Source organism: Burkholderia sp. Bp9012 (genome assembly GCF_003853825.1).
Taxonomy (GTDB): Bacteria; Pseudomonadota; Gammaproteobacteria; order Burkholderiales; family Burkholderiaceae; genus Burkholderia; species Burkholderia diffusa.
Genome location: NZ_QTQA01000024.1, coordinates 98,845 through 121,264, shown reverse-complemented (window position 1 = coordinate 121,264; position 22,420 = coordinate 98,845). Strand labels below are relative to the sequence as shown.

23 protein-coding genes and 1 pseudogene are annotated in these 22,420 nt (G+C 66.8%); 20 read left to right on the top strand and 4 right to left on the bottom strand.

The genetic code is table 11. From position 1 onward, the window contains the following. The 3 genes and pseudogenes from sdhB to gltA form a co-directional block, all read left to right on the top strand. Positions 1-83: pseudogene (gene sdhB, locus DIE11_RS28145) on the top strand (succinate dehydrogenase iron-sulfur subunit); the annotation flags it as partial. 8 nt (positions 84-91) lie between these two features. Continuing rightward, positions 92-364, top strand: a complete 273-nt coding sequence (locus DIE11_RS28140; protein ID WP_011355742.1) for a succinate dehydrogenase assembly factor 2 — start codon at positions 92-94, stop codon at positions 362-364. 53 nt (positions 365-417) lie between these two features. Then, on the top strand, positions 418-1,719 hold the full coding sequence (gene gltA, locus DIE11_RS28135; protein ID WP_050011289.1) for a citrate synthase: 1,302 nt from the start codon (positions 418-420) through the stop codon (positions 1,717-1,719). Between the two features lie 91 nt (positions 1,720-1,810). Here the strand turns inward: gltA and DIE11_RS28130 are convergent, their stop codons facing one another. Continuing rightward, positions 1,811-2,776: an AraC family transcriptional regulator gene (locus DIE11_RS28130; protein WP_124628515.1), complete on the bottom strand. Its 966-nt coding sequence runs from the start codon at positions 2,774-2,776 to the stop codon at positions 1,811-1,813. A gap of 72 nt (positions 2,777-2,848) precedes the next feature. Between DIE11_RS28130 and DIE11_RS28125 the strand changes: the two genes are divergently transcribed. From DIE11_RS28125 to iaaH, 6 genes are all read left to right on the top strand, one after another. Beyond that, on the top strand, positions 2,849-3,238 hold the full coding sequence (locus DIE11_RS28125; protein ID WP_124628513.1) for a VOC family protein: 390 nt from the start codon (positions 2,849-2,851) through the stop codon (positions 3,236-3,238). A gap of 112 nt (positions 3,239-3,350) precedes the next feature. Then, positions 3,351-4,604, top strand: coding sequence for a DUF1479 domain-containing protein (locus DIE11_RS28120; RefSeq protein ID WP_124628511.1), 1,254 nt, complete (start codon positions 3,351-3,353; stop codon positions 4,602-4,604). Positions 4,605-4,823: 219 nt separating this feature from the next. After that, on the top strand, positions 4,824-5,582 hold the full coding sequence (locus DIE11_RS28115; RefSeq protein ID WP_059679310.1) for a dimethylarginine dimethylaminohydrolase family protein: 759 nt from the start codon (positions 4,824-4,826) through the stop codon (positions 5,580-5,582). 101 nt (positions 5,583-5,683) lie between these two features. Beyond that, positions 5,684-6,148, top strand: a complete 465-nt coding sequence (locus DIE11_RS28110) for an Lrp/AsnC family transcriptional regulator (RefSeq protein WP_059524722.1) — start codon at positions 5,684-5,686, stop codon at positions 6,146-6,148. Positions 6,149-6,259: 111 nt separating this feature from the next. Continuing rightward, positions 6,260-7,777 (top strand): amino acid permease, encoded by a 1,518-nt coding sequence (locus tag DIE11_RS28105; protein WP_124628509.1) that lies wholly within the window; start codon positions 6,260-6,262, stop codon positions 7,775-7,777. 122 nt (positions 7,778-7,899) lie between these two features. Continuing rightward, entirely contained in the window at positions 7,900-9,321 is a 1,422-nt protein-coding gene (gene iaaH / locus DIE11_RS28100) for an indoleacetamide hydrolase (protein WP_124628507.1), read from the top strand. A 32-nt stretch (positions 9,322-9,353) separates the two neighbouring features. On the opposite strand, the gene DIE11_RS28095 is transcribed toward iaaH, so the two are convergent. Further along, entirely contained in the window at positions 9,354-10,259 is a 906-nt protein-coding gene (locus DIE11_RS28095; RefSeq protein ID WP_124628505.1) for a LysR family transcriptional regulator, read from the bottom strand. Positions 10,260-10,397: 138 nt separating this feature from the next. Between DIE11_RS28095 and DIE11_RS28090 the strand changes: the two genes are divergently transcribed. The 5 genes from DIE11_RS28090 to DIE11_RS28070 all read left to right on the top strand — a co-directional run bounded on the left by DIE11_RS28090 (position 10,398) and on the right by DIE11_RS28070 (position 15,887). Next, on the top strand, positions 10,398-11,780 hold the full coding sequence (locus tag DIE11_RS28090; protein WP_124628503.1) for an MFS transporter: 1,383 nt from the start codon (positions 10,398-10,400) through the stop codon (positions 11,778-11,780). Positions 11,781-11,788: 8 nt separating this feature from the next. Then, positions 11,789-12,187: a hypothetical protein gene (locus tag DIE11_RS28085; protein ID WP_059679274.1), complete on the top strand. Its 399-nt coding sequence runs from the start codon at positions 11,789-11,791 to the stop codon at positions 12,185-12,187. 156 nt (positions 12,188-12,343) lie between these two features. Then, positions 12,344-13,690, top strand: a complete 1,347-nt coding sequence (locus tag DIE11_RS28080; protein WP_124628501.1) for an aromatic ring-hydroxylating dioxygenase subunit alpha — start codon at positions 12,344-12,346, stop codon at positions 13,688-13,690. Beyond that, positions 13,668-14,150, top strand: coding sequence for an aromatic-ring-hydroxylating dioxygenase subunit beta (locus DIE11_RS28075; protein WP_124628499.1), 483 nt, complete (start codon positions 13,668-13,670; stop codon positions 14,148-14,150). Before DIE11_RS28080 ends, DIE11_RS28075 begins: the two co-directional genes overlap by 23 nt. 39 nt (positions 14,151-14,189) lie before the next feature. Next, positions 14,190-15,887 carry an NAD(P)/FAD-dependent oxidoreductase gene (locus DIE11_RS28070; RefSeq protein ID WP_124628497.1) on the top strand — a complete coding sequence of 566 codons (1,698 nt, stop codon included), beginning with the start codon at positions 14,190-14,192 and terminating at the stop codon, positions 15,885-15,887. Positions 15,888-15,901: 14 nt separating this feature from the next. On the opposite strand, the gene DIE11_RS28065 is transcribed toward DIE11_RS28070, so the two are convergent. Both DIE11_RS28065 and DIE11_RS28060 read right to left on the bottom strand, forming a co-directional pair. Then, the gene (locus tag DIE11_RS28065) at positions 15,902-16,627 is read right to left on the bottom strand and encodes a glutathione S-transferase (RefSeq protein WP_124628495.1); all 726 of its coding nucleotides are present in this window, start codon (positions 16,625-16,627) and stop codon (positions 15,902-15,904) included. A gap of 127 nt (positions 16,628-16,754) precedes the next feature. After that, complete coding sequence (locus DIE11_RS28060; protein WP_124628493.1) at positions 16,755-17,087, bottom strand: cupin domain-containing protein; 333 nt, start codon at positions 17,085-17,087, stop codon at positions 16,755-16,757. 274 nt (positions 17,088-17,361) lie between these two features. On the opposite strand from DIE11_RS28060, the gene leuC reads away from it, so the two are divergent. From leuC to asd, 6 genes are all read left to right on the top strand, one after another. Continuing rightward, positions 17,362-18,771 (top strand): 3-isopropylmalate dehydratase large subunit, encoded by a 1,410-nt coding sequence (gene leuC, locus DIE11_RS28055; protein WP_057923944.1) that lies wholly within the window; start codon positions 17,362-17,364, stop codon positions 18,769-18,771. 3 nt (positions 18,772-18,774) lie between these two features. Then, positions 18,775-18,921 carry an entericidin A/B family lipoprotein gene (locus tag DIE11_RS28050; protein ID WP_059450800.1) on the top strand — a complete coding sequence of 49 codons (147 nt, stop codon included), beginning with the start codon at positions 18,775-18,777 and terminating at the stop codon, positions 18,919-18,921. 64 nt (positions 18,922-18,985) lie between these two features. Further along, on the top strand, positions 18,986-19,636 hold the full coding sequence (leuD, locus tag DIE11_RS28045) for a 3-isopropylmalate dehydratase small subunit (RefSeq protein WP_059599548.1): 651 nt from the start codon (positions 18,986-18,988) through the stop codon (positions 19,634-19,636). Between the two features lie 77 nt (positions 19,637-19,713). Then, entirely contained in the window at positions 19,714-20,781 is a 1,068-nt protein-coding gene (gene leuB, locus DIE11_RS28040; protein WP_124628492.1) for a 3-isopropylmalate dehydrogenase, read from the top strand. Positions 20,782-20,901: 120 nt separating this feature from the next. Then, entirely contained in the window at positions 20,902-21,021 is a 120-nt protein-coding gene (locus DIE11_RS37105; protein ID WP_124628490.1) for a 3-isopropylmalate dehydrogenase, read from the top strand. 82 nt (positions 21,022-21,103) lie between these two features. Then, a complete protein-coding gene (gene asd, locus DIE11_RS28030) occupies positions 21,104-22,225 on the top strand; it encodes an aspartate-semialdehyde dehydrogenase (RefSeq protein WP_059466419.1) in 1,122 nt (373 codons plus the stop codon). Positions 22,226-22,420: the final 195 nt, after the last annotated feature.

Genomic DNA, 22,420 nt, shown 5'->3' with positions numbered 1-22,420 from the left:
GCGTCGACGTTTGCCCGAAGGGCTTGAACCCGACGAAGGCGATCGGCAAGATCAAGGAACTGATGGTTCGTCGCGCGGTTTGACGTTTGTGATGAGCGACGATTCGCATCAATCCGACCCGCACCGTCGCGCGCGCCTCCGCTGGCGCGCGCGGCGGGGTCTGCTGGAAAACGACATCATCTTCGAGCGTTTCTTCAGCAGATACGAGCATGACCTCACCGATGCAGACGTAGGCGCGTTGTCGCGCCTGCTCGATCTGAGCGACAACGACCTGATGGACTTGCTCCTCGCGCGCAAGGAACCAGAAGGCGACCTAGACAGCCCGGACATTCACCGGCTGTTGGAGATGCTGCGCAACGTGTAACGCGTTACGCCCGTTATCGAATCCCGTTTCTTTATTTCGATTGAGGATGTGCCATGACTCCGTCTGATGTTAAAGCCACGCTATCGTTCAGCGACAACTCGCCGAGCGTCGAAATGCCGATCTACAAGGGTACGATGGGCCCGGACGTGATCGACATCCGCAAGCTGTACGGCCAGACCGGTAAGTTCACGTACGACCCGGGCTTCATGTCGACGGCAGCTTGTAATTCGGCGATCACGTACATCGACGGCGACAAGGGCGAACTGCTGTACCGCGGCTACCCGATCGACAACCTCGCGCAGAACGCAGACTTCCTCGAGTCCTGCTACCTGCTGCTGAAGGGCGAACTGCCGAACGCGGCGCAGAAGAAGGAATTCGTCGACACCGTCACGAAGCACACGATGGTGCACGAGCAGATGCACTTCTTCTTCCGTGGCTTCCGCCGCGACGCGCACCCGATGGCGGTGCTGGTGGCGGCCGTCGGCGCGCTGTCGGCGTTCTATCACGACTCGCTCGACATCAACGATCCGCGTCACCGCGAAGTGTCGGCGATCCGCATGATCGCGAAGCTGCCGACGCTCGTCGCGATGGCGTACAAGTTCAGCATTGGTCAGCCGTTCGTTTATCCGAAGAACGAACTGTCGTACAGCGCGAACTTCATGCACATGATGTTCTCGAACCCGTGCGAAGAGTACAAGGTCAACGACGTGCTCGTCCGCGCGCTCGACCGTATCCTGATCCTGCACGCCGATCACGAGCAGAACGCATCGACGTCGACGGTCCGCCTGGCCGGCTCGTCGGGCGCGAACCCGTTCGCGTGTATCGCTGCCGGTATCGCATGTCTGTGGGGCCCGGCGCACGGTGGTGCGAACGAAGCCGCGCTGAACATGCTCGAGCAGATCGGTTCGCCGGACAACATCCCCGAATTCATCAAGCAGGTGAAGGACAAGAATTCGGGCGTGAAGCTGATGGGCTTCGGCCACCGCGTGTACAAGAACTACGACCCGCGTGCGAAGCTGATGCGCGAAACGTGCTACGAAGTGCTGAACGAACTCGGCCTGCACGACGACCCGCTGTTCAAGCTTGCGATGCAGCTCGAGAAGATCGCGCTGGAAGACGAATACTTCGTGTCGCGCAAGCTGTACCCGAACGTCGACTTCTACTCGGGTATCGTCCAGCGCGCGCTGGGCATCCCGACGTCGATGTTCACGTGTATCTTCGCGATGGCACGTACGGTCGGCTGGATCGCACAGTGGAACGAAATGATCGCGGATCCGGAACAGAAGATCGGCCGTCCGCGTCAGCTGTTCATCGGCGACACGCCGCGCGAAGCGAAGCCGCTCAACGCACGTTAAGTCGTGCGCGGCGCGAACGGCCGCAAGGCCGCTAGCGCCGGGCAGTCGCAACGCCCCGACACCCCGGTGGGTTTATCCCCCCGGGGTGTTTTCATTTGTGCGCCGGATTCGCGCGACGCTCCAGCGACGGCGGCCGCGTGTCGAGCGCCAGCGCATCTTCGTCGGGCGCGTGGCCGTGCTGCAGGAAGAACTGCCGGTACGCGCCCGGCGTCATTCCGCGCGCGGCGAGGAACTGGCGGTTGAAGTTCGCGGCATTCGGAATGCCGCAGCGCGCGGCCACTGTCGCGATCGGCCAATCGGTACCGACGAGATGACGGCACGCGTGCGCAAGCCTGAGCCGTTGAACGTAGCGGCCGACGCTTTCGCCGAGATGCCGGACAAACAGGCGCTGCAACGTGCGCTCGGACATGTGCGCGGCAGCGGCGAGCGCATCGATGCGCAGCGGTTCGTGGAAGCGCCGGTCGATCGCATCGAGCACGCGATCAAGGCGCTCGGCTTCGGGCGCGGCCGCGTCGGCGCGCGGTGTCGTGCCGTGGGGCCGGCCGTACGCATGCGCGGTGGCGAGCGGCTCGCCGCCTGCTTCCGCGAGATCGGCGAGCGTGTCGAGCGCGGCCGCGAGTCGTACGCGCGGAGCGGGATCGAGCAACTGCGGCAGCCGTGCGCGCATCGCGCGGGCCGTGTTGGTGTCGAAGCGCAGGCCCGGCGCCGCGCGCCGCAGCAGCGAGCGCAGTGGCGCGTATTCGGGGCAGCAGTCGGCGAGTCGTCGCACCCAGTCGCCGTCGAACCAGACGACGAGCGCGACCTCGGGCGCATCACGATCGATGCGCGCATTTGACGACCACGTGTGCGGCAGGTTCGGCGGCACGAGCACCAGATCGTCGTCCGCGTAGCGCGCGACGTGATCGCCGATGAAGCGCTGGCCGCGGCTGTTGAGCGTCAGCGTCAGTTCGTATTCCGGATGGCGATGCCATTCGAACGGGATGCGCGCGAGCTGGCGGTGATACACGCGGATCGAACAGCCGGTGGCGAACGTCACATGCTCGTATTGCGGCTTCATCGCGATCTCCGGTCGAGCGAGGCAACGCGCCGTGGCATGATCGTGATCGATCGTCACGACGGGAGCGATGCCATGTTTTCACATGTTTGCGTAGGCGTCAGCGATACCGCGCGCGCGTACGACTTCTACGCGCCGCTGTTCGCGGAACTCGGGCTGCGTCTGAAGTTCAGCGAGCCGGACGGCTGGTCGGGCTGGATGCCGGCCGATACCGACCGGCCGCTGTTCTTCTTCGGCCCGCCCCTCGACGGCCTCGCGCCCGAACCGGGCAACGGCCATACGATCGCGTTCGCCGCTCCGACGCGCGCGCAAGTCGACCGCTGTCATGCGCTCGCGTTGCAGCAGGGCGGCTCCTGCGACGGGCCGCCGGGCCTGCGGCCGCACTATCACCCCGACTACTACGGCGCGTATTTCCGCGACCCGGACGGCAACAAGCTGTGCGTGGTCTGCCATCGTCCCGAGTAGCGAGTGGTTGTCAGGATTGTATCGATAGTTGACCGGATGGTGTCGATGACGGCGACGCGTCGGCCGTACGCTGAATGCTCACCACGACACACGATTCAGCGAGGAGACGACGATGCACCTGACGATTGACGATCTGCCGGCCGCGATCCGCACGGCAAAAAGGGCGCTGCGCGCCGAGTTGCCCGGTTACGCGGCCACGTTCCGCGAACTGGAGGGTGACATCGCTCGGCAGGTCGACGCGATCCGCCGCGCGCACGCGCAAGGCCGCGACGTGATTCCGGTGCTGCGATTCGCGGATATCGCGAACGACACCGTCGATCCGCAGGCGGTCGCCGCGATCCGTACGCATGGCGCGGCGGTGATCCGCGGTGTGTTCGACGCGCAGCAGGCGCGCGACTGGAACGACGAGATCGGCACCTATTTGGATGCGAACCGCTTCGCCGAGCGGCTGCATGCGCGTGCCGAGGACCGTTATTTCGGCAATCTCGCGTCGGGCAAGCCGCAGATCTACGGCGTCTACTGGTCGAAGCCGCAGGTGGCCGCGCGCCAGTCGCCGGCCCTCACGCAGGCACGCGTGTTCCTGAACCGCCTGTGGCGTCATGCAGACGGCCCGCGCAGGCATTTCGATCCCGACCAGGTGCCGGCCTACGCGGACCGGATCCGCCGCCGGCCGCCGGGCTCGACGTCGCTCGGACTATCGCCGCACGTCGACGGCGGTTCGGTCGAACGCTGGCTCGGCGCGAATTTCCGGCAGGTCTATCGCCACGTGCTGGCCGGCCGCTGGCGCGATTACGATCCGTTCGACGCCGCGTTCCGCCCCGACGTCGAGGAAATTCCGTCGCCGGCCGTGTGCTCGATGTTCCGCACGTTCCAGGGTTGGACCGCGCTGACGCCGCAAGGGCCCGGCGACGGCACGCTGCAGCTGATCCCGGTCTCGAACGCAATGGCGTACGTCGTGCTGCGTGCGCTGCAGGACGACGTCGCCGACGACGACCTGTGCGGGGCGCGTCCGGGGCGCGCGCTGTCGATCTTGCCCGAATGGCATGCGCTGCTGCTCGACGCGCTGGTGCCGATCCCGCACATGGAGCCGGGCGATGCGGTGTTCTGGCACGGCGACGTCGTGCATGCCGTCGAGGATGCGCATCGCGGCAGCGGCGACAGCAACGTGATGTACATCGCGGCGGCGCCCGGTTGCGCGAAGAATGACGCGTACCTGCAGCGCCAGCGGCTGGCGTTCCTGCGCGGCGACAGCCCGCCCGATTTTCCGGCTGACCATTTCGAGGTCGATTTCGACGGACGAGGCGGCGAGGGCAATCTGACGGCGCTGGGGCGTGCGCAAATGGGGTTCGTGCCTGTCGCTGCATAACGGACGCATCAGTCGCTCCGCTACCCGCGCACGGCGCGTTTGCGCCGCGCACGCCAGCCGTCTGCCGAATCCGCTGCGTCCCGCCTGCAATTCGACGCGATCGGCTGCGGGCACGCCCGAATTCGACGCGAATTGCGCAATTTGGCTTCCGATAATGGTCCGGACACAACGCAGCTGCCCCGTGCGCCGCACGGGGGCAGCGTGACCATGGAGGAGTCGATGCAATTCACGCAAGCGATCGTTCGCCGTCCCGCGCCGTCCTGCGGCGCGGGTCTCACCACCGCCGCGCTCGGCGCGCCCGACTACGACAAGACGCTCACGCAGTTCCACGCTTACTGCGACGCGCTGCGCGGCCTCGGCGTCGAACTGACCGAACTGCCGCCGCTGGACGCGTTCCCCGATTCGCACTTCGTCGAGGACGTCGCCGTCGTCACCCCCGAATTCGCGGTGATCACGCGCCCCGGAGCACCCGCGCGGCGCGGCGAGACGGCACACATCGAAGCCGCGCTCGGCGCGCATCGCGATCTGCTGCCGATGCAGGCGGGCCGCCTCGACGGCGGCGACGTGATGCAGGTCGGCAAGCGCTTCTACATCGGCCTGACGGGCCGCACCGATGCCGAGGGCATCGCCGCGTTCGAGTCGCTGGTGTCGCGCTACGGCTATGCGGTCGTCGCGGTGCCGGTCGGCGCCGGCCTGCATCTGAAATCGGTGGTCAACGCGCTCGGCGACGACACGCTGCTCGTGACCGAGGCGCTGGCCGAGCATCCGGCGTTCGCCGACTACCGCCGGATCGCCATCTCGGCCGCCGATGAATACGCGGGCAACACGTTGCGCGTGAACGGCACGCTGATCACGCCGGCCGGCTATCCGCGCGTGCACGACGCGATCGGCTCACTCGGATTGCCGCTGCATGTGATCGACACGAGCGAGTTCCGCAAGATGGACGGCGGCCTGACCTGTCTGTCGCTGCGCTTCTAGCCGATTGGCGCGCGGCCGCTTCAGCCGGATAATGTGGCCCCCGCGCGGAACTGGAGGAGATGCTCCGCGCACCAGCCACGACCCGACCGGAGCGAACGCCGATGACCGACAAGAAGATGCAGCTCGACAAGATCGACCTCCGGATCCTCGACATCCTGCGCACCGACGGACGGATTTCGTACCGGAAGCTGTCGGAGCTCGTGAACCTCACGCCGCGCCCATGCCAGGCCCGCGTGGAGCGGCTCGAGGCGCTCGGCGTGATCGAAGGCTATCGCGCGGTGATCAAGGCGCCGCGTGCGACCAAGCCGATCGTCGTGATCGCGCAGATCGTGCTGGCCGACCACGGGCGTTCGCAGGCGCCTTTCGAGGACGAGATGCGGAACAACCCGGCGGTGCTCGACTGCTGGCTCGTCAGCGGCACGTTCGATTTTCTGGTGCGGCTCGCATGCGAGGATCTCGACGAATACCGGCGGATCGCGAACATGTGGCTGGAGAGTCAGCGGTTCCGCATCGAGAAGATCGTGACGACGGCCGAGTTGCAGGCGATCAAGCGCAGCGTCGTCTGACTCGGCCGTGCGGCCCGGTATGCAGGACTGGTTTTCGACGCGAATAACCGGGTCGATCGATTGGTATTCCGAATCAATTGGAGCGGCCCGAATCCAATCAGGGTGAACACTATGGATGCTTTGCAAGCGGCAGTGGAGACGGCCGCGCCGTCCGGGACGGTGCTGAAGCGCCGGCTGCAGAGCCGCCACATCGCGATGATCGCGATCGGCGGCTCGATCGGCACGGGGCTGTTCGTCGCGTCGGGCGCGTCGGTCGCGCAGGCGGGGCCGGGCGGCGCGATCGCCGCGTATGTCGCGATCGGGCTGATGGTCTACTTCGTCGTCACCGGGCTCGGCGAGATGGCGGCGCTGATGCCGGTGTCGGGCTCGTTCGCGATCTACGGCGAGAAGTACGTCGACGAAGGCTTCGGCGTCGCGCTCGGCTGGACCTACTGGTACAGCTGGGCAGTGACGATCGCGATCGAACTCGTCGCCGGGCAGATCGTGATGCGCTACTGGTTTCCAGCCGTGCCGGGCATCTGGTGGGGCGCGGGGTTCCTGGTGCTGATTTTCCTGCTGAACACGCTGTCCGTGCGCGGCTTCGGGGAATCCGAATACTGGTTCTCGCTGATCAAGGTCGTCACCGTGATCGCGTTCATCGCGGCGGGGTTGCTGATCGCGGCGGGCCTGCTCGGCAACGGGCAACCGGTCGGCTGGCGCAACTTCAGGACCGGTGATGCGCCGTTCGTCGGCGGCGTGCACGCGATGATGAGCGTCGCGCTGATCGCGGGCTTCTCGTTTCTCGGCACCGAGCTGGTCGGCATCACGGCCGGCGAATCTGAAAACCCGCGCAAGACGATCCCGCGCGCGGTGAAGCAGATCTTCTGGCGGATCATGCTGTTCTACGTGCTCGCGATCTTCGTGATCGGCCTGCTGGTGCCGTACACCGACCCGAACCTGCTGAAGAGCGACGTGACCGACATCGGCGTGAGCCCGTTCACGCTCGTGTTCAGCCATGCGGGCTTTCCGCTCGCCGCGGGCGCGATGAACCTCGTGATTCTGACGGCCGTGCTGTCGGCAGGCAACTCCGGCACGTATGCGGCCACGCGGATGCTGTACAACCTCGCGGCGGAAGGCCGTGCGCCCGCGATGTTCGCGACGCTGTCGCCGGGCGGTGTGCCGCGCAATGCGCTTTACGCGACGATGGCGGTGGGCGGGCTGTGCTTCCTCACGTCGCTGACCAACAACCAGCGCATCTATCTGTGGCTGCTCAATACGGTCGGCATCACCGGCTTCATCGCGTGGCTCGGCATCGCGGTCTGCCACTACCGGTTCCGCAAGGGCTTTCTGAAGCAGGGCTACCGGCTCGATCAACTGCCGTATCGCGCGAAGTGGTTCCCGTTCGGGCCGCTGTCCGCGATCGCGATCTGCATCGTGATCTCGCTCGGGCAGGATTACCAGGCGTTCTTCGCTGCCCGCATCGACTGGATGGAAGTGTTGTCGATCTACGTATGGATCCCGCTGTTCGTCGCGATCTGGTGGGCGTATCGCCGCGCGCGCAAGAGCCGGCTCGTGCGGTACGAGGAGATGGAGATCGGGCCGTGGCTGACGCGCCCGGTCGGCGACGCGGGGGAAACGCGCGAGCAGTAGTCGCGCGGCGCATCGTGTGCGTGCGGCCGCGGGCCGGGATACCATCCCGTTCGCGCTGCGTGTCGGAGAGGGCCTCCGGCACGTTGCGCGTTTCCCGATCGATTCCGCGTCCAGCACACAACATGACAACACAGCCGAACCGCGTTTCTTCCCCTTCATTCGTTTCCGCCGCCTGCGTGCACGAGCTTGCCGATGCCGTGCGCACGGCCGAGCGCCGCGCTGTCGACCTCGCCGACGACGCGCTCGCGCGTCTCGCGGCGCTCGCGCCGCTCAATGCGATGGTGCACGTCGATGGCGAACTCGCGCGCCGCAAGGCCGAGCACGTCGATGCGCGCGTCGCTCAAGGCGCCGCGCTGCCGCTTGCCGGCGTGCCTTTCGTGATCAAGGACAACCTCGATACCGCCGGGATGCCGACGCTCGGCGCGAGCCCGGCGGTGCGAGGCTACCGGGCGGCCGCGGACGCGCTGACCGTGCGGCGCCTGCTTGACGCCGGCGCGGTGCCGCTCGGCAAGGCGAACATGCATGAGCTCGCGTTCGGCATCACGAGCGGCAACCGGCACTTCGGCGCAGTCGGCAATCCGCATGATCCGCGGCATATCGCCGGCGGGTCGAGCGGCGGCACGGCGGCGGCCGTCGCGGCCGGTATCCCGTTCGGTCTCGGTACCGACACGGGCGGCTCGGTGCGGATTCCGGCCGCATTCTGCGGTGTCTACGGATTGCGGCCGTCCGCGCAGCGCTATTCGGCGCACGGCGTGCTGTCGCTGTCGCCCACGCGCGACACGGTGGGGCCGATCGGTCATGGCATCGACGATCTGCTGCTGCTCGACGCGGTGCTGACGCGCGACGATAGCACGGCGACCGCACCCGAATGGCCGCAGTTGCGCATCGGCGTGCCGGGTGCACCGTATTTCGACGAGCTCGATCCGGGCGTCGCTACTTGCATCGAGCGTGCGCTCGCGTCGTTCGCGGCGGCCGGCGCGACGCTCGTGCCGTTGCCGGCGATGCCGCTGCACGACGCCAGCGAAGCATGCGGCTTTCCGCTCGCGGGATACGAGGCAAACCGATACTGGCGCCGTTTCGCGACGGAACGGCTCGGCATCCCGTTCGACATGTTCGTCGAGCGGATCGCGAGCGACGACGTGCGCGCGATCTTCCGTTCGTTCGTGTCCGCGCCGGTCGATGCGCAGACGTATGCGGACGCGATCGCGTGCCGTCAGCGTCTCGTGTGCTGGTACGACGACGCGTTCGGTACGCCGGTCGACTGCATCGCGATGCCCACGGTGCCGGGCGAGCCGCCGTCGCTCGACGACACGGCCGCGATGACCGCTGCGCAGGATGCGGCGCTATTCGCGCGCGTCGTACGCCAGACTTCGCCGGCGACGCTCGCCGGCGTGCCGTCCGTCTCGATCCCGGCCGGACGCTCCGCGCAAACGGCGCTGCCGGTCGGGCTGATGCTGGAAGGGCCATGGGGCGGTGATCGCCGTCTGCTCGCGATCGCCCGGCGGATCGACGCGCTGCTGCGGGACGATTCGGCGCGCGCGTGAGTCGCCGCGCTCCTGCCGCGTTCACGCCGCGTTCAGGCGAGATATGCCTTCATGAAGTCGACCCATGCACGTACTTTCTGCGGTACGTGCGGGGTTGACGGGTACAGCGCATAGACTGCCTGCGGCGGGAACCGGTAGCCGGGGAGCGCATCGACCAGCGCGCCGCTCGCGAGATCGTCGCGCACGAGCCATTCGGGCAGCAGTGCGACACCGCTGCCCTGCCGCGCGAGCACGCGCAGGACCGACGCGTTGTCGACCACGACGCGCGGCTTGGCGCCGGGCCGGAACGCGTGCGGGTTGCCGTCGCGATCGGCGAGCGGCCACGTGGCGATGCGCTCGAGCCGCGTATGGCCGAGCTGCGGCAGCCGGGCGAGCGTGTCCGGCGACTCGATGTGCGACAGGCCGGCCGCGGCGAGCAGTGACGGCGCGATAACGGGTCGCACTTCGTACGTCGCGAGGCACGCGCCGCGGTACGGCAGATCCTGGAACTGTTCGAGGCGACCGAGCCGGATCGCCACGTCGACGCGCTCGCGCACCAGGTCGACCTGCGATGCATGCGTTTCGAGCCGCACGCGCAGCGCGGGATGCCGCTGCATGAACGTGTGCAGCGCGGGGGCGACGACCATCGTTCCGTACTCGACGGTCGACGTCACCCGCAGCACGCCGTGCATCCCGCCATGCTCGCTGCGCGCATCCTCGATCGCGCTTTCGGCTTCCTCCAGCACGCGCAGGCAGCGCGCATGGAAGCGCTCGCCCGCGTCGGTCAGCTCGACGCGCCGCGTGGTGCGCGTGAGCAGGGTGACGCCGAGTTCGGCCTCCAGTTGCTTGATGTTGAAGCTCACCGCGGCCCGGGCCTGGTTCAGCTGGGCGGCGGCGGCCGTAAACGACCCTGCTTCCACGACGGCGCGGAAGACGGCGAAACGATCGAGACTCACCATGGCGTGTCGGATACGAGACGGAAAACCGACATGGTGCCCTGATTGTCAAAATTTTTCGACCAGTCTTGCCGTCCGGCCGGGCTTATCGACGTGCGCGGCGAACCTTACACTGCGGCGTTTCGTTCGTTTTCCGCCGCCATGACCGATCGCTCGAAAATCGCCGCCGTCTACCTGCTCGGGTTCGCGATCGATCTCGCCAACATGTTCGTCATCAACGCCGCCTATCCGACGATCCAGCGCGAGCTGCACGCGTCGATCGCGCAACTGGCGTGGATCGGCAACACATACGTGCTCGGGCTGACGGTCGTGATCCCGCTCGGCACGTGGCTCGCGCGACGCTTCGGCGAGCGCCGGCTGCTGATCGCGTCGCTGCTGCTGTTCGCGCTCGGCAGCCTCGGCGTCGGCCTGTCGGCGTCGATCGGCGCGCTGCTGGCATGGCGGCTGATCCAGGGGCTCGGCGGCGGATTGCTGATCCCGGTCGGGCAGACGATGGCCTATCGCGCGTATCCGCCCGATGGGCGGGCGCACCTGACGTCGATCGTGATGATGGTCGCGCTGCTCGTGCCGGCGCTGTCGCCGGCGCTGGGCGGCGTGGTCGTGGATCGCGTGTCGTGGCGGGCCATCTTCTTCGGCATGCTGCCGCTCGCCGCGGTCACGAGCATGCTCGCGTTCGCGTGGCTGCCGGCCGACGAACCGGATGGCAGCCCGCCGGCGCTCGACGTGCGCGGCCTCGGGCTGAGCGCCGCGGCGCTCGTTGCGCTGCTGCTCGGCCTGACGTTCGCGGGACAGCCGGGCGCGGGTCGCGACGTGTTCGTTGCGCTCGCGATCGCGCTCGTCGCCGGCGGTGCGTATGCCGCGCACGCGCGCCGGGCTGCTGCGCCGCTGCTCGACATGCGCCTGGTTGCGCAGCCGCTGCTGCGGATCGGGCTGATCGTCTACCTGTGCGTGCCGGGCGTGTTCACCGGCGTGAACCTCGTCGCCGCCCTGTATCTGCAGAACGCGCTCGGACTCAGCGCGACGCACACGGGCGCGCTGATGGTGCCGTGGGCGATCGCGTCGTTCGTCGCGATCGCGACGACGCGCCGCTGTTTCCCGAAGTGGGGGCCGAAGCCGCTGTTCATGTGCGGGATCGCGATCGACGCGCTTGGGATCGCGTTGCTCGCGACCCCGCTTGCCGGTTTCGAGGCCGGGCGCGTGCTCGCGTTCGTCGCGATGGGGCTCGGCGCCAGCATGTGCACGAGCACGTCGCAAAGCGCGGCGTTTCTGGATGTCCCCGCCGCGCGAATGGGCGACGCGAGCGCGCTCTGGAACATCAACCGGCAACTGAGCTTCTGCCTCGGCGTCGCGGTGCTGGGCAGCGCGTTGAACTTCCTGCTGTCGCTGCACGGAGACGACGGGCCGCTGCCGTACCGGCAATGTTTCGGCCTGGCCACCCTGGCGACGCTGCTGCCGCTGCCGTTCGTCGCGCGCCTCGCCGCGCACCGTGCGCCCGCCGGGCGTGCGGCTTCTCAACGTTCGTGAGTTTCGAGATGAATTCGTCAAACCCGTTTTTCCAGGAAGTGGTCGACGCACACGTCGACATCGAGCAATGGTTGTCCGGCAGCGCGGCGCGCGACGGGCTCGCGCCGCTGCTCGCGCGGTTTTCGCGGGACTTCTCGATGATCTCGCTGCACGGCCATGCGCTCGACTACGCGGATATCGACATCCTGTTCTCGCGCGGCTTCGGCGCGCGGCCCGGCCTGCGGATCGCGATCGACGAACTGCACGAAGTGAGCGCGTGGCAGGGTGGCGCGACGATCGCCTATCGCGAGACGCAGACCGACGCGGCAGGGCGGCGAACCGTGCGCCGTTCGACCGTCGTGTTCGAGCGCGACACGGATGGCCGCATCGGCTGGCTGCGCCTGCATGAGACGCCGGTGACGGGCTGACCGTTACCCGCAACGCCTGCCGCCCGTCGCGCGGCGGCAGGCACACGCTCCTCCGAGCGGCATACCAACCAGAACCTGAGAGATGACAATAAAAGCAATCGACATTGCGCGTCGCGAGGACGCGCGGCCGCATCGCGTCCGCAGTCGGGGGCGCGCATGACGGCACCATCGTTCACCGATGCGGTGGCTTCGCTCGTGCGCGATACCGAGGTGCACAAGGACCTTTATCTGTCGCCGCGCATCTTCGAGCTGGAGATGCGCCATCTGTTCTGGAACACCTGGGTCTATGTCGGCCACGTCAGCCAGATTCCGGCCACGGGCGACTACGTGACGACGACGATCGGCGCCGAGCCGGTCGTGATGGTGCGCCACGTCGACGGTTCGGTGCGGGTGCTGCACAACCGCTGTTCGCACAAGGGCACGCAGCTCGTGACGGATGCCTGCGGCAACGCGGGCACATTCTTCCGCTGCCCGTACCACGCATGGTCGTACCGGACCGACGGCAGCCTCTACGCGATTCCGCTGCGGCGCGGCTACGAAAACACGGCCTTCGAATCGTGCGAGGCGAGCAAGGGCATGCAGGCGGTCGGCGCGAGCCATGAGCATCGCGGTTTCGTGTTCTGCCGCCTCAGTCAGTCCGGTGTCGATTTCGATGCGTACTTCGGCAACGCGCTGTCGTCGCTCGACAACCTCGTCGATCGTTCGCCGGAAGGGCGCGTGGAAGTCGCGGGCGGCGTGTTCCGCTACGTGCACGAATGCAACTGGAAGATGCTGGTCGAGAATCAGACCGACACCTGTCATCCGATGGTCGCGCACGAGTCGTCGGCCGGCACGGCCGTGCGCGTGTGGGAGCGTGACGGCACGCAGCAGGCGAAGCCGATGGCGGTCGAGCTGCTGGAGCCGTTCATCCAGCCGCACGCGTTCTTCGAGCAGATGGGGTTGCGCGTGTGGCCCAACGGACATGGTCACACCGGCACCGCCGATTCGATTCACGCGCGCTACACGCCGATTCCCGGCTATCACGAGAAGATGACCGCGGCCTACGGCGAAGCGCGCGCCGCGCGGATTCTGGGCGAGGTGCGTCACAACACGGTGCTGTTTCCGAATGCGATGGTGAAAGGGCCGATCCAGATCCTGCGCGTATTCAAGCCGCTGGCGGTCGACCGCACGCTGGTGGAGTCGTGGTCGTTTCGTCTCGTCGGCGCGCCCGATTCGCTGTTCGAGCGCACGCTCGCCTACAACCGCCTCATCAACGCGCCGACGTCGATCGTTGCGCACGACGATCTCGAAATGTACGAACGCGCACAGCGCGGCCTCGCCACGCAGGCGCGCGACTGGGTGCATGTCGGGCGGCTGTTCGATCCCCAGGAATTCGCGCAGCCGACGTCGGAAACGAATGGCACCAGCGAGCAGCAGATCCGCAATCAGTTCCGGGCATGGCTGCAGTACATCACGCCCGTATCGACGCAGGAGGCCGCAGATGTGCGCATTTCCGCACGATGAGCTCGTCGCGTTCGTCTATCGCGAGGCACGCCTGCTCGACGAGCGGCGCTATGAGGAATGGCTCGCGCTCTACGCGGACGACGCGCGTTACTGGATGCCGCTGTCGCCGGATCAGCCCGACACCGGGCTGCACGGCGCGCTGATGGACGAGGACCGGCTGCTGCTGCGCATCCGCATCGAGCGGCTGGCCGGACGCCGGACGTTCTCGCAGCAGCCGGCGAGTCGCGGTCATCATCTGCTCCAGCAGCCGCATGTCGATCGGGCCGACCACGGGCGCGGCGCCTATGTGCTGCGCACGCCGTTTCACTACGTCGAAACGCGACGCGACGAGCAGACGCTGTTCGCCGGCTGGTACACGCACGAACTCGCGGTATGCGACGACACATTGCGCATCCGCGTGAAGCGTGTCGATCTCGTCAATGCCGACGCGCCGCACGGCAGCATCCACCTGCCTGTCTGACCGCGTGCGTCCAGCACGTCCTTTTTCGTTCCCGACCACATGAATGCTCCTGAATTCCTGACGCACACGTTGCCGTACATCGACACGCTGTACGACTACGGCGCCTTCCTGTCGCGCACCGGCGGGCACCTCGGCACGCTGCCGGCGCAGTGCGCACGCGACGCGCGGATCGCGATCGTCGGCGCGGGCGTCGGCGGTCTCGTCGCCGCCTGCGAGTTGCTGCGCGCGGGTGCACGGCAGGTCGTCGTGTTCGAGGCGAACCGCGCGCGCGTGGGCGGGCGCCTGCTGTCGCAGTCGATCAATCCGGACCATCCGCACCTGCTCGCCGAAATGGGCGCGATGCGTTTCCCGCCGTCGCAGGCCGCGCTCTACCACTATCTCGAGCGATTCGGCGTCGACAGTGCATCCGCGTTTCCCGATCCGGGCATCGTCGACACCGAGATCCACTATCAGGGCCGTGCGTACCGCTGGCCCGCGGGCGATGCGCCTCCCGCGCTGTTCGATCGCGTCGACCGCGGCTGGCGCGCGTTCATTCGCGACGGCGTGCGGCTCGACGACGGCACGCAGCTGCCCGCCCCGGCCGAACTGACAGCACTGCTGCGCGCGCATCGCTACGACGACGCGCGGCATGGCTGGCAGCAGTACATCGACCGATTCGGCGACGAGTCGTTCTACTCGGCGATCGTCAAGATCTTCACGGGCGCGACGCCGCCAGGCGGCGTGCGCTGGCGCAAGGGCGAGGACCTGCGCCTGTTCGGCACGCTCGGCATCGGCTCGGGCGGCTTCCAGCCGGTCTATCGCGCATCGTTCCTCGAAATCCTGCGGATCGTGGTCAACGAGCTCGAAGTCGACCAGCGGCTTATCCCGGCCGGCATCTTCGCGCTCGCGCAGGGACTGCTCGACGATGGCGGGCACGGCGTGCGGGTACGCGATTGCATCGTCCATGCGGCCGTGCGGCACGTGGCGAAGCAGCCGGACGACACCTTTGCGCTCACGCTCGACGACGGCGCGACGCACATATTCGACCGCGTGATCGTCGCGACCACGACGCGGGCGATGCAGGTCGGCATGGGCATCACCGGCATCGCGAACCTGTTCGCACCGGACGTCGTTCGCGCGATCAACGAGACGCACATGGTCAGCTCGTCGAAGCTGTTCGTGCTGACCCGCGACAAGTTCTGGCTCAAGCACGGGCTGCCGCACAACATTCAGACGGACACGCTGGCGCGCGGCATCTACTGTCTCGACTACGCGCCCGACGATCCCGACGCGCACGGCGTCGTGCTGATCAGCTACACGTGGGAGGACGATTCGCACAAGATCCTGTCGCTCACCGACAAGGTCGAGCGGTTCAAGCGTCTCGTGGCCGAGATCGGCATTGTTTCGCCGGCGTTCGCCGCACACTTGCGTCCGCTCGACGACGATTACGCGCGCAACGTCACGAGCCACGACTGGTTGTCGGACCGCTATGCGCTCGGGGCATTCAAGTTGAACTATCCGGGCGAGGACATTCACTCGCAGGCGCTGTTCTATCAGTTCCAGACGGCCGCCGATCCGTCGTCGGACCGAGGCATCTACCTGGCCGGCTGCTGCTGCTCGTTCACGGGCGGCTGGATCGAGGGCGCGGTGCAGACCGCGATCAACGCGGCGAGCGCGGTGATCCGCAGTCTCGGCGGGACGCTCGCCGACGGCAATCCGCTCGACGCGATGCGTAGCCGCTATCGCTACGGCGACTGACGTGGCGTCCGGCGCTACCGGTCCAGCTCCGGATAGTGCCGGAAGATCCCCATGTCGTTGAACGGGATGCGGCGCGCGGACGCCAGATAGCGCGCGACGGGCGGATGCCGTGCAACGCGGTCGTGCAGGCCGACGAGCCCCTCGACCTTGCGCTCCGCGCGCTGCATCGCCTTCGGGAACGCGTAGCGCAGCCCTTCGATCAGCTGGAAGATCGACAGGTCCGCATAACTGAGCGCGCCGCCGGCGATATAGCCACCTTTGTGCGGATTCTGCTCGAGCACGCGATCGAAGTAGCCGAGGAACTTCGGCAGGCGGTGCGCGAGGAAATCGGCCGCGCGCTCGGCGGCCTCGGCTTTCTGGTCCTCGTAGTACAGGCCGCTGCCGATCGGGTGATGCGTGTCGTGGATCTCGGTGACGAAATCGGCGACGGTCAGCTGGAGTTGATGCACCCACAGCCGTCCGGCTTCGTCGTCGGGCGCGAGCCCGAGCCGCGCGCCGAGAAACAGCAGGATGTTCGCGGTCTGTCCGACGAGCACATCGCCGGCCTTCAGGAACGGCGGCGCGAACGGCACGCATTCGGTCTTCGTGCTGTCCATCAGCCGCATCATTGCCGATACGCCCATGCCGCGCCCCGATTCGCGCGCCACGTCGACATAGTCGGCCTCGGCCGCCTCGAGCGCGAGCCGCACGTATTCGCCGCGGCCCTGGATCTCTGGCCAGTAATAAAGTTCGTATTGCATGCCGTGCTCCTGTCCGGGCGATGCGCCGGGCGATGCGCGCATCGTGATGGCGGGGAGGGCGGCCGCGCCGCCCGTTGCGAATAGACAGTCTAGGAGATCGTGCGGGAAGCGCGGTGCTTGCCGCGCGTCACGCACCGCGCTCGTCGCGTTCGCCGCCTTCGGGGCCGTAGAAGAACACCCAGGTCGAGAAATCGTCGGAGAAACCGACGAAACGGTGCGACGCGAATGCGGGGACGAACAACACGTCGCCCGTCGCGACGCTGCATTCGCGCCCGTCGACGACGAAGCGGGACGTGCCGGCGGCGATCACGTAGACCTCGTCGCGCGTATGCGGCGTCTGCAGGTCCTCACCGCGCGGACGGTACAGCTCGACGTCGAGCGTGCCGTGGCGAAACAGCGTCGTGAACAGCGTGCCTTCGTCGTCCAGGCGGGCAAGCGATGGGGTGATGCCGAGCTTCATCGTCGTGGGCTCCGGGTCGGGACCGTTGGGACGTGCGAATGCACGTCGTCCCATCGTATGCCGGAACCGGCCTCGAGGCGAACATCGCGAGCGCGGGGCGTCGCGGCGTCCGATGCCGCCGTGTGGCTGGTAATGCCGATACAGGTATTGGCACTACCAGCCAAATCACTGTTTTTAATGGGTTTTTTCGCGTCTGGCCTGCGCCGTGGCGCGTTCTGCGTGGCATAATCGACCGCATCCGCAAGGCTTGTAGTCACAACGACCCCGCATACCCATGGCACAGACTCTCTACGACAAACTGTGGAATACCCACGTCGTCCACACCGAGGACGACGGCACGGCATTGCTCTACATCGACCGTCAGCTGCTGCACGAAGTCACGAGCCCGCAGGCGTTCGAAGGGCTGAACGTCGCGCACCGCCCGGTGTGGCGCATCAGCGCGAACCTGGCCGTGTCGGACCACAACGTCCCGACCACGGATCGCAGCCACGGCATTGCCGATCCGGTCTCGAAGCTGCAGGTCGACACGCTCGACGCGAACTGCGACGCCTTCGGCATCACGCAGTTCAAGATGAACGACGTACGCCAGGGCATCGTGCACATCATCGGGCCGGAGCAGGGCGCGACGCTGCCGGGCATGACGATCGTCTGCGGCGATTCGCACACGTCGACGCACGGCGCATTCGGCGCGCTCGCGCACGGCATCGGCACGTCGGAAGTTGAGCACGTGCTCGCGACGCAAACCTTGCTGCAGAAAAAGAGCAAGAACATGCTCGTGAAGGTCGAGGGTGCCCTGCCGCGCGGGTGTACCGCGAAGGACATCGTGCTCGCGATCATCGGCAAGATCGGCACGGCCGGCGGCACGGGCTACGCGATCGAATTCGGCGGCTCGACGATCCGTGCGCTGACGATGGAAGGCCGGATGACCGTCTGCAACATGGCGATCGAAGCCGGCGCACGCGCGGGCATGGTCGCCGTCGACGACACGACGATCGACTACCTGAAGGGCCGTCCGTTCGTGCCGACCGGCGCGGAATGGGATCAGGCCGTCGAGTACTGGCGCGAATTCAAGTCCGATGAAGGCGCGCAGTTCGACCGCGTCGTCGAGCTGAACGCGGCCGAGATCGTCCCGCAGGTCACGTGGGGCACGTCGCCGGAAATGGTCACGTCGATCGACGGTCGCGTGCCCGATCCCGAGCGCGAGAAGGATCCGGTCAAGCGCGACGCGATGGAACGCGCGCTGGCTTACATGGCGCTCGAGCCGAACACGCCCATCGAGTCGATCAAGGTCGACAAGATCTTCATCGGTTCGTGCACGAACGCGCGCATCGAGGACATCCGCGCGGCCGCGTACGTCGTGAAGAAGCTGAATCGCCGCATCGCGTCGAACGTGCGCCTCGCGATGGTCGTGCCGGGCTCGGGCCTCGTGAAGGCGCAGGCCGAGCGCGAAGGCCTCGACAAGGTGTTCACGGATGCGGGCTTCGAATGGCGCGAGCCGGGCTGCTCGATGTGCCTCGCGATGAACGCCGACCGGCTCGATCCGGGCGAGCGCTGCGCATCGACGTCGAACCGCAATTTCGAAGGTCGGCAAGGCGCGGGCGGCCGCACGCACCTGGTGAGCCCCGCGATGGCGGCGGCGGCGGCGATCGAAGGCCATTTCGTCGACATTCGCAAGCTGGGGTAACGCGTGACGGCATCGAAGCTCATCGCGCGGCTGGTTGCCGCGCTGGCGCTCGCGGGGCTGGGCTTTGGCCTTGCGGGCTGCAATACCGTCCGAGGCTTCGGCCAGGACGTCAATGCCGCCGGCAACGCGCTGCAGCGCGCCGCGGAGTGACATCCGCCGAGAATTTGTCGATGTGCGCCGGCTGAATGCCGGCCCTCAACCGGATAGACGGATCATGGAAAAATTCAATGTGCATACCGGCGTCGTGGCGCCGCTCGATCGCGAGAACGTCGACACCGACGCGATCATCCCGAAGCAGTTCCTGAAGTCGATCAAGCGCACGGGCTTCGGTCCGAACGCGTTCGACGAATGGCGTTACCTCGATCACGGCGAGCCGGGCCAGGACAACTCGAAGCGCCCGCTGAACCCGGATTTCGTGCTGAACCAGCCGCGCTACCAGGGCGCATCGGTGCTGCTCGCACGCAAGAACTTCGGCTGCGGCAGCTCGCGCGAGCACGCGCCGTGGGCGCTGCAGCAGTACGGCTTCCGCGCGATCATCGCGCCGAGCTTCGCCGATATTTTCTTCAACAACTGCTACAAGAACGGGCTGCTGCCGATCGTGCTGACCGAGCAGCAGGTTGATCACCTGTTCAACGAGACGTACGCGTTCAACGGCTATCAGCTGACGATCGACCTCGACGCGCAGGTCGTGCGCACGGGCGACGGCCGCGAGTATGCGTTCGACATCACCGCGTTCCGCAAGTACTGCCTGGTGAACGGTTTCGACGACATCGGCCTGACGCTGCGTCACGCGGACAAGATCCGCCAGTTCGAAGCCGAGCGGCTCGCGAAGCAGCCGTGGCTCAACAACAAGCTGGTCGGCTGAGATTGCCTCCGGGCGGGCGCGCGCATGAGGCGCGCTCGCCGACCTGCCATTCATACCTACCCAGTCAGGAATAACGCATGAAGATTGCAGTGCTGCCCGGCGACGGCATCGGTCCGGAAATCGTCAACGAAGCGGTCAAGGTGCTGAACGCCCTCGACGAGAAGTTCGAACTCGAACAGGCGCCGGTCGGCGGCGCGGGCTACGAGGCGAGCGGCCATCCGCTGCCGGACGCGACGCTGAAACTCGCGAGGGAAGCCGACGCGATCCTGTTCGGCGCGGTCGGCGACTGGAAGTACGACTCGCTCGAGCGCGCGTTGCGCCCCGAGCAGGCGATCCTCGGGCTGCGCAAGCATCTCGAGCTGTTCGCGAACTTCCGTCCGGCGATCTGCTATCCGCAACTCGTCGACGCGTCGCCGCTGAAGCCCGAGCTGGTCGCGGGCCTCGACATCCTGATCGTGCGCGAACTCAACGGCGACATCTACTTCGGCCAGCCGCGCGGCGTGCGCGCTGCTCCCGACGGCCCGTTCGCCGGCGAGCGCGAAGGCTTCGACACGATGCGCTATTCGGAACCGGAAGTGCGCCGCATTGCGCACGTCGCGTTCCAGGCCGCGCGAAAGCGCGCGAAGAAGTTGCTGTCGGTCGACAAGTCGAACGTGCTCGAAACGTCGCAGTTCTGGCGCGACATCATGATCGACGTGTCGAAGGAATACGCTGACGTCGAGCTGTCGCACATGTACGTCGACAACGCGGCGATGCAGCTCGCGAAGGCGCCGAAGCAGTTCGACGTGATCGTGACCGGCAACATGTTCGGCGACATCCTGTCGGATGAAGCGTCGATGCTGACGGGCTCGATCGGCATGCTGCCGTCGGCGTCGCTCGACAAGAACAACAAGGGCCTGTACGAGCCGTCGCACGGTTCGGCGCCGGACATCGCGGGCAAGGGCATCGCGAACCCGCTGGCGACGATCCTGTCGGCCGCGATGCTGCTGCGCTACTCGCTGAATCGCGCGGAGCAGGCCGATCGCATCGAGCGCGCGGTGAAAACGGTGCTCGAACAAGGCTATCGCACGGGCGATATCGCGACGCCGGGTTGCAAGCAGGTCGGCACGGCGGCGATGGGCGACGCGGTGGTCGCTGCGCTGTAACGCGCACGGCAATGCAGTAATGCAGTGAATTGTGGAAAGGGCGCGAACGGGCCGCGAAATCGGCCGGTTCGCGCGTGGTTGGCCGTTGTGCGGCCAACCGGCTTTGTGTAGACTCGAACGATGGCGCTGATTTCCCTGATCTCCCCGGTCCTGAAACTCCACGGCAACACTGCCCGTGTGGGTACGCGCGCCATCGTCATCACGAAAACCATTACCACGAAAACGATCATTAAACGCTGATCGTCCGTCGTGCCCGCCTGTTTCCCCGCGCGGTCACGCCGGGGGCGGAAATGGCGGGGAAGCTCCATTCAAAGGGTTAGTCATGAACGTAGGTCTCGTAGGTTGGCGCGGCATGGTCGGCAGCGTGCTGATGCAGCGCATGCAGGAAGAAGGTGATTTCGACCTGATCGAGCCGGTGTTTTTCAGCACCAGCAATACGGGCGGCAAGGCGCCGTCGTTCGCGAAAAACGAGACTACGCTCAAGGACGCGACCAACGTCGACGAGCTGAAGAAGTGCGACGTGATCATCACGTGCCAGGGCGGCGACTATACGAACGACGTGTTCCCGAAGCTGCGCGCGGCCGGCTGGAACGGCTACTGGATCGACGCGGCCTCGTCGCTGCGGATGCAGGACGACGCGGTCATCATCCTCGATCCGGTCAACCTCGACGTGATCAAGGACGCGCTCGTCAAGGGCACGAAGAACTTCGTCGGCGGCAATTGCACGGTCAGCCTGATGCTGATGGCGCTCGGCGGCCTGTTCCGCGAGAACCTCGTCGACTGGATGACGGCGATGACCTACCAGGCCGCATCGGGCGCGGGCGCGCAGAACATGCGTGAACTGCTGTCGCAGATGGGCGCGCTGCACGGTTCGGTGCAGGAACAGCTCGCCGATCCGGCTTCCGCGATTCTCGACATCGACCGCCGCGTGCTCGCGACGATGAACAGCGATGCAATGCCGACGAGCCAGTTCGGCGTACCGCTCGCGGGTTCGCTGATTCCGTGGATCGACAAGGATCTCGGCAACGGGATGTCGAAGGAAGAGTGGAAGGGCGGCGCGGAAACCAACAAGATCCTCGGCAAGCCGGCCATGGGCGAGCCGGGTTCGATCCCGGTCGACGGGCTGTGCGTGCGGATCGGCGCGATGCGCTGCCACTCGCAGGCGCTGACGATCAAGCTGAAGAAGGACGTCCCGCTGGACGAAATCAACGGCATCCTCGCGTCGGCGAACGACTGGGTGAAGGTCGTGCCGAACGAGCGCGAAGCGTCGATGCGCGACCTGTCGCCGGCGAAGATCACCGGCACGCTGACGGTGCCGGTCGGTCGTCTGCGCAAGCTCGCGATGGGTGGCGAATACCTGTCGGCGTTCACGGTCGGCGACCAGCTGCTGTGGGGCGCGGCCGAGCCGCTGCGCCGCATGCTGCGCATCCTGCTCGACAAGTAAGAATCGGGCTGCGCCGCGCGTGCCCCGTCGGCGCGCCCCGCGAAACGCCTGCCAGCCCTTCGCGGGGCGGCAGGCGTTTTTTTTATTGGTTGGCGCCGCGGCATACGCGCGAAAACTCCGAGACGCTTGTGAGCGGGACGGGACGCGATCCATACGGACATGAATTCATGTCGGGGGCGATGCGGTTGCCACAAT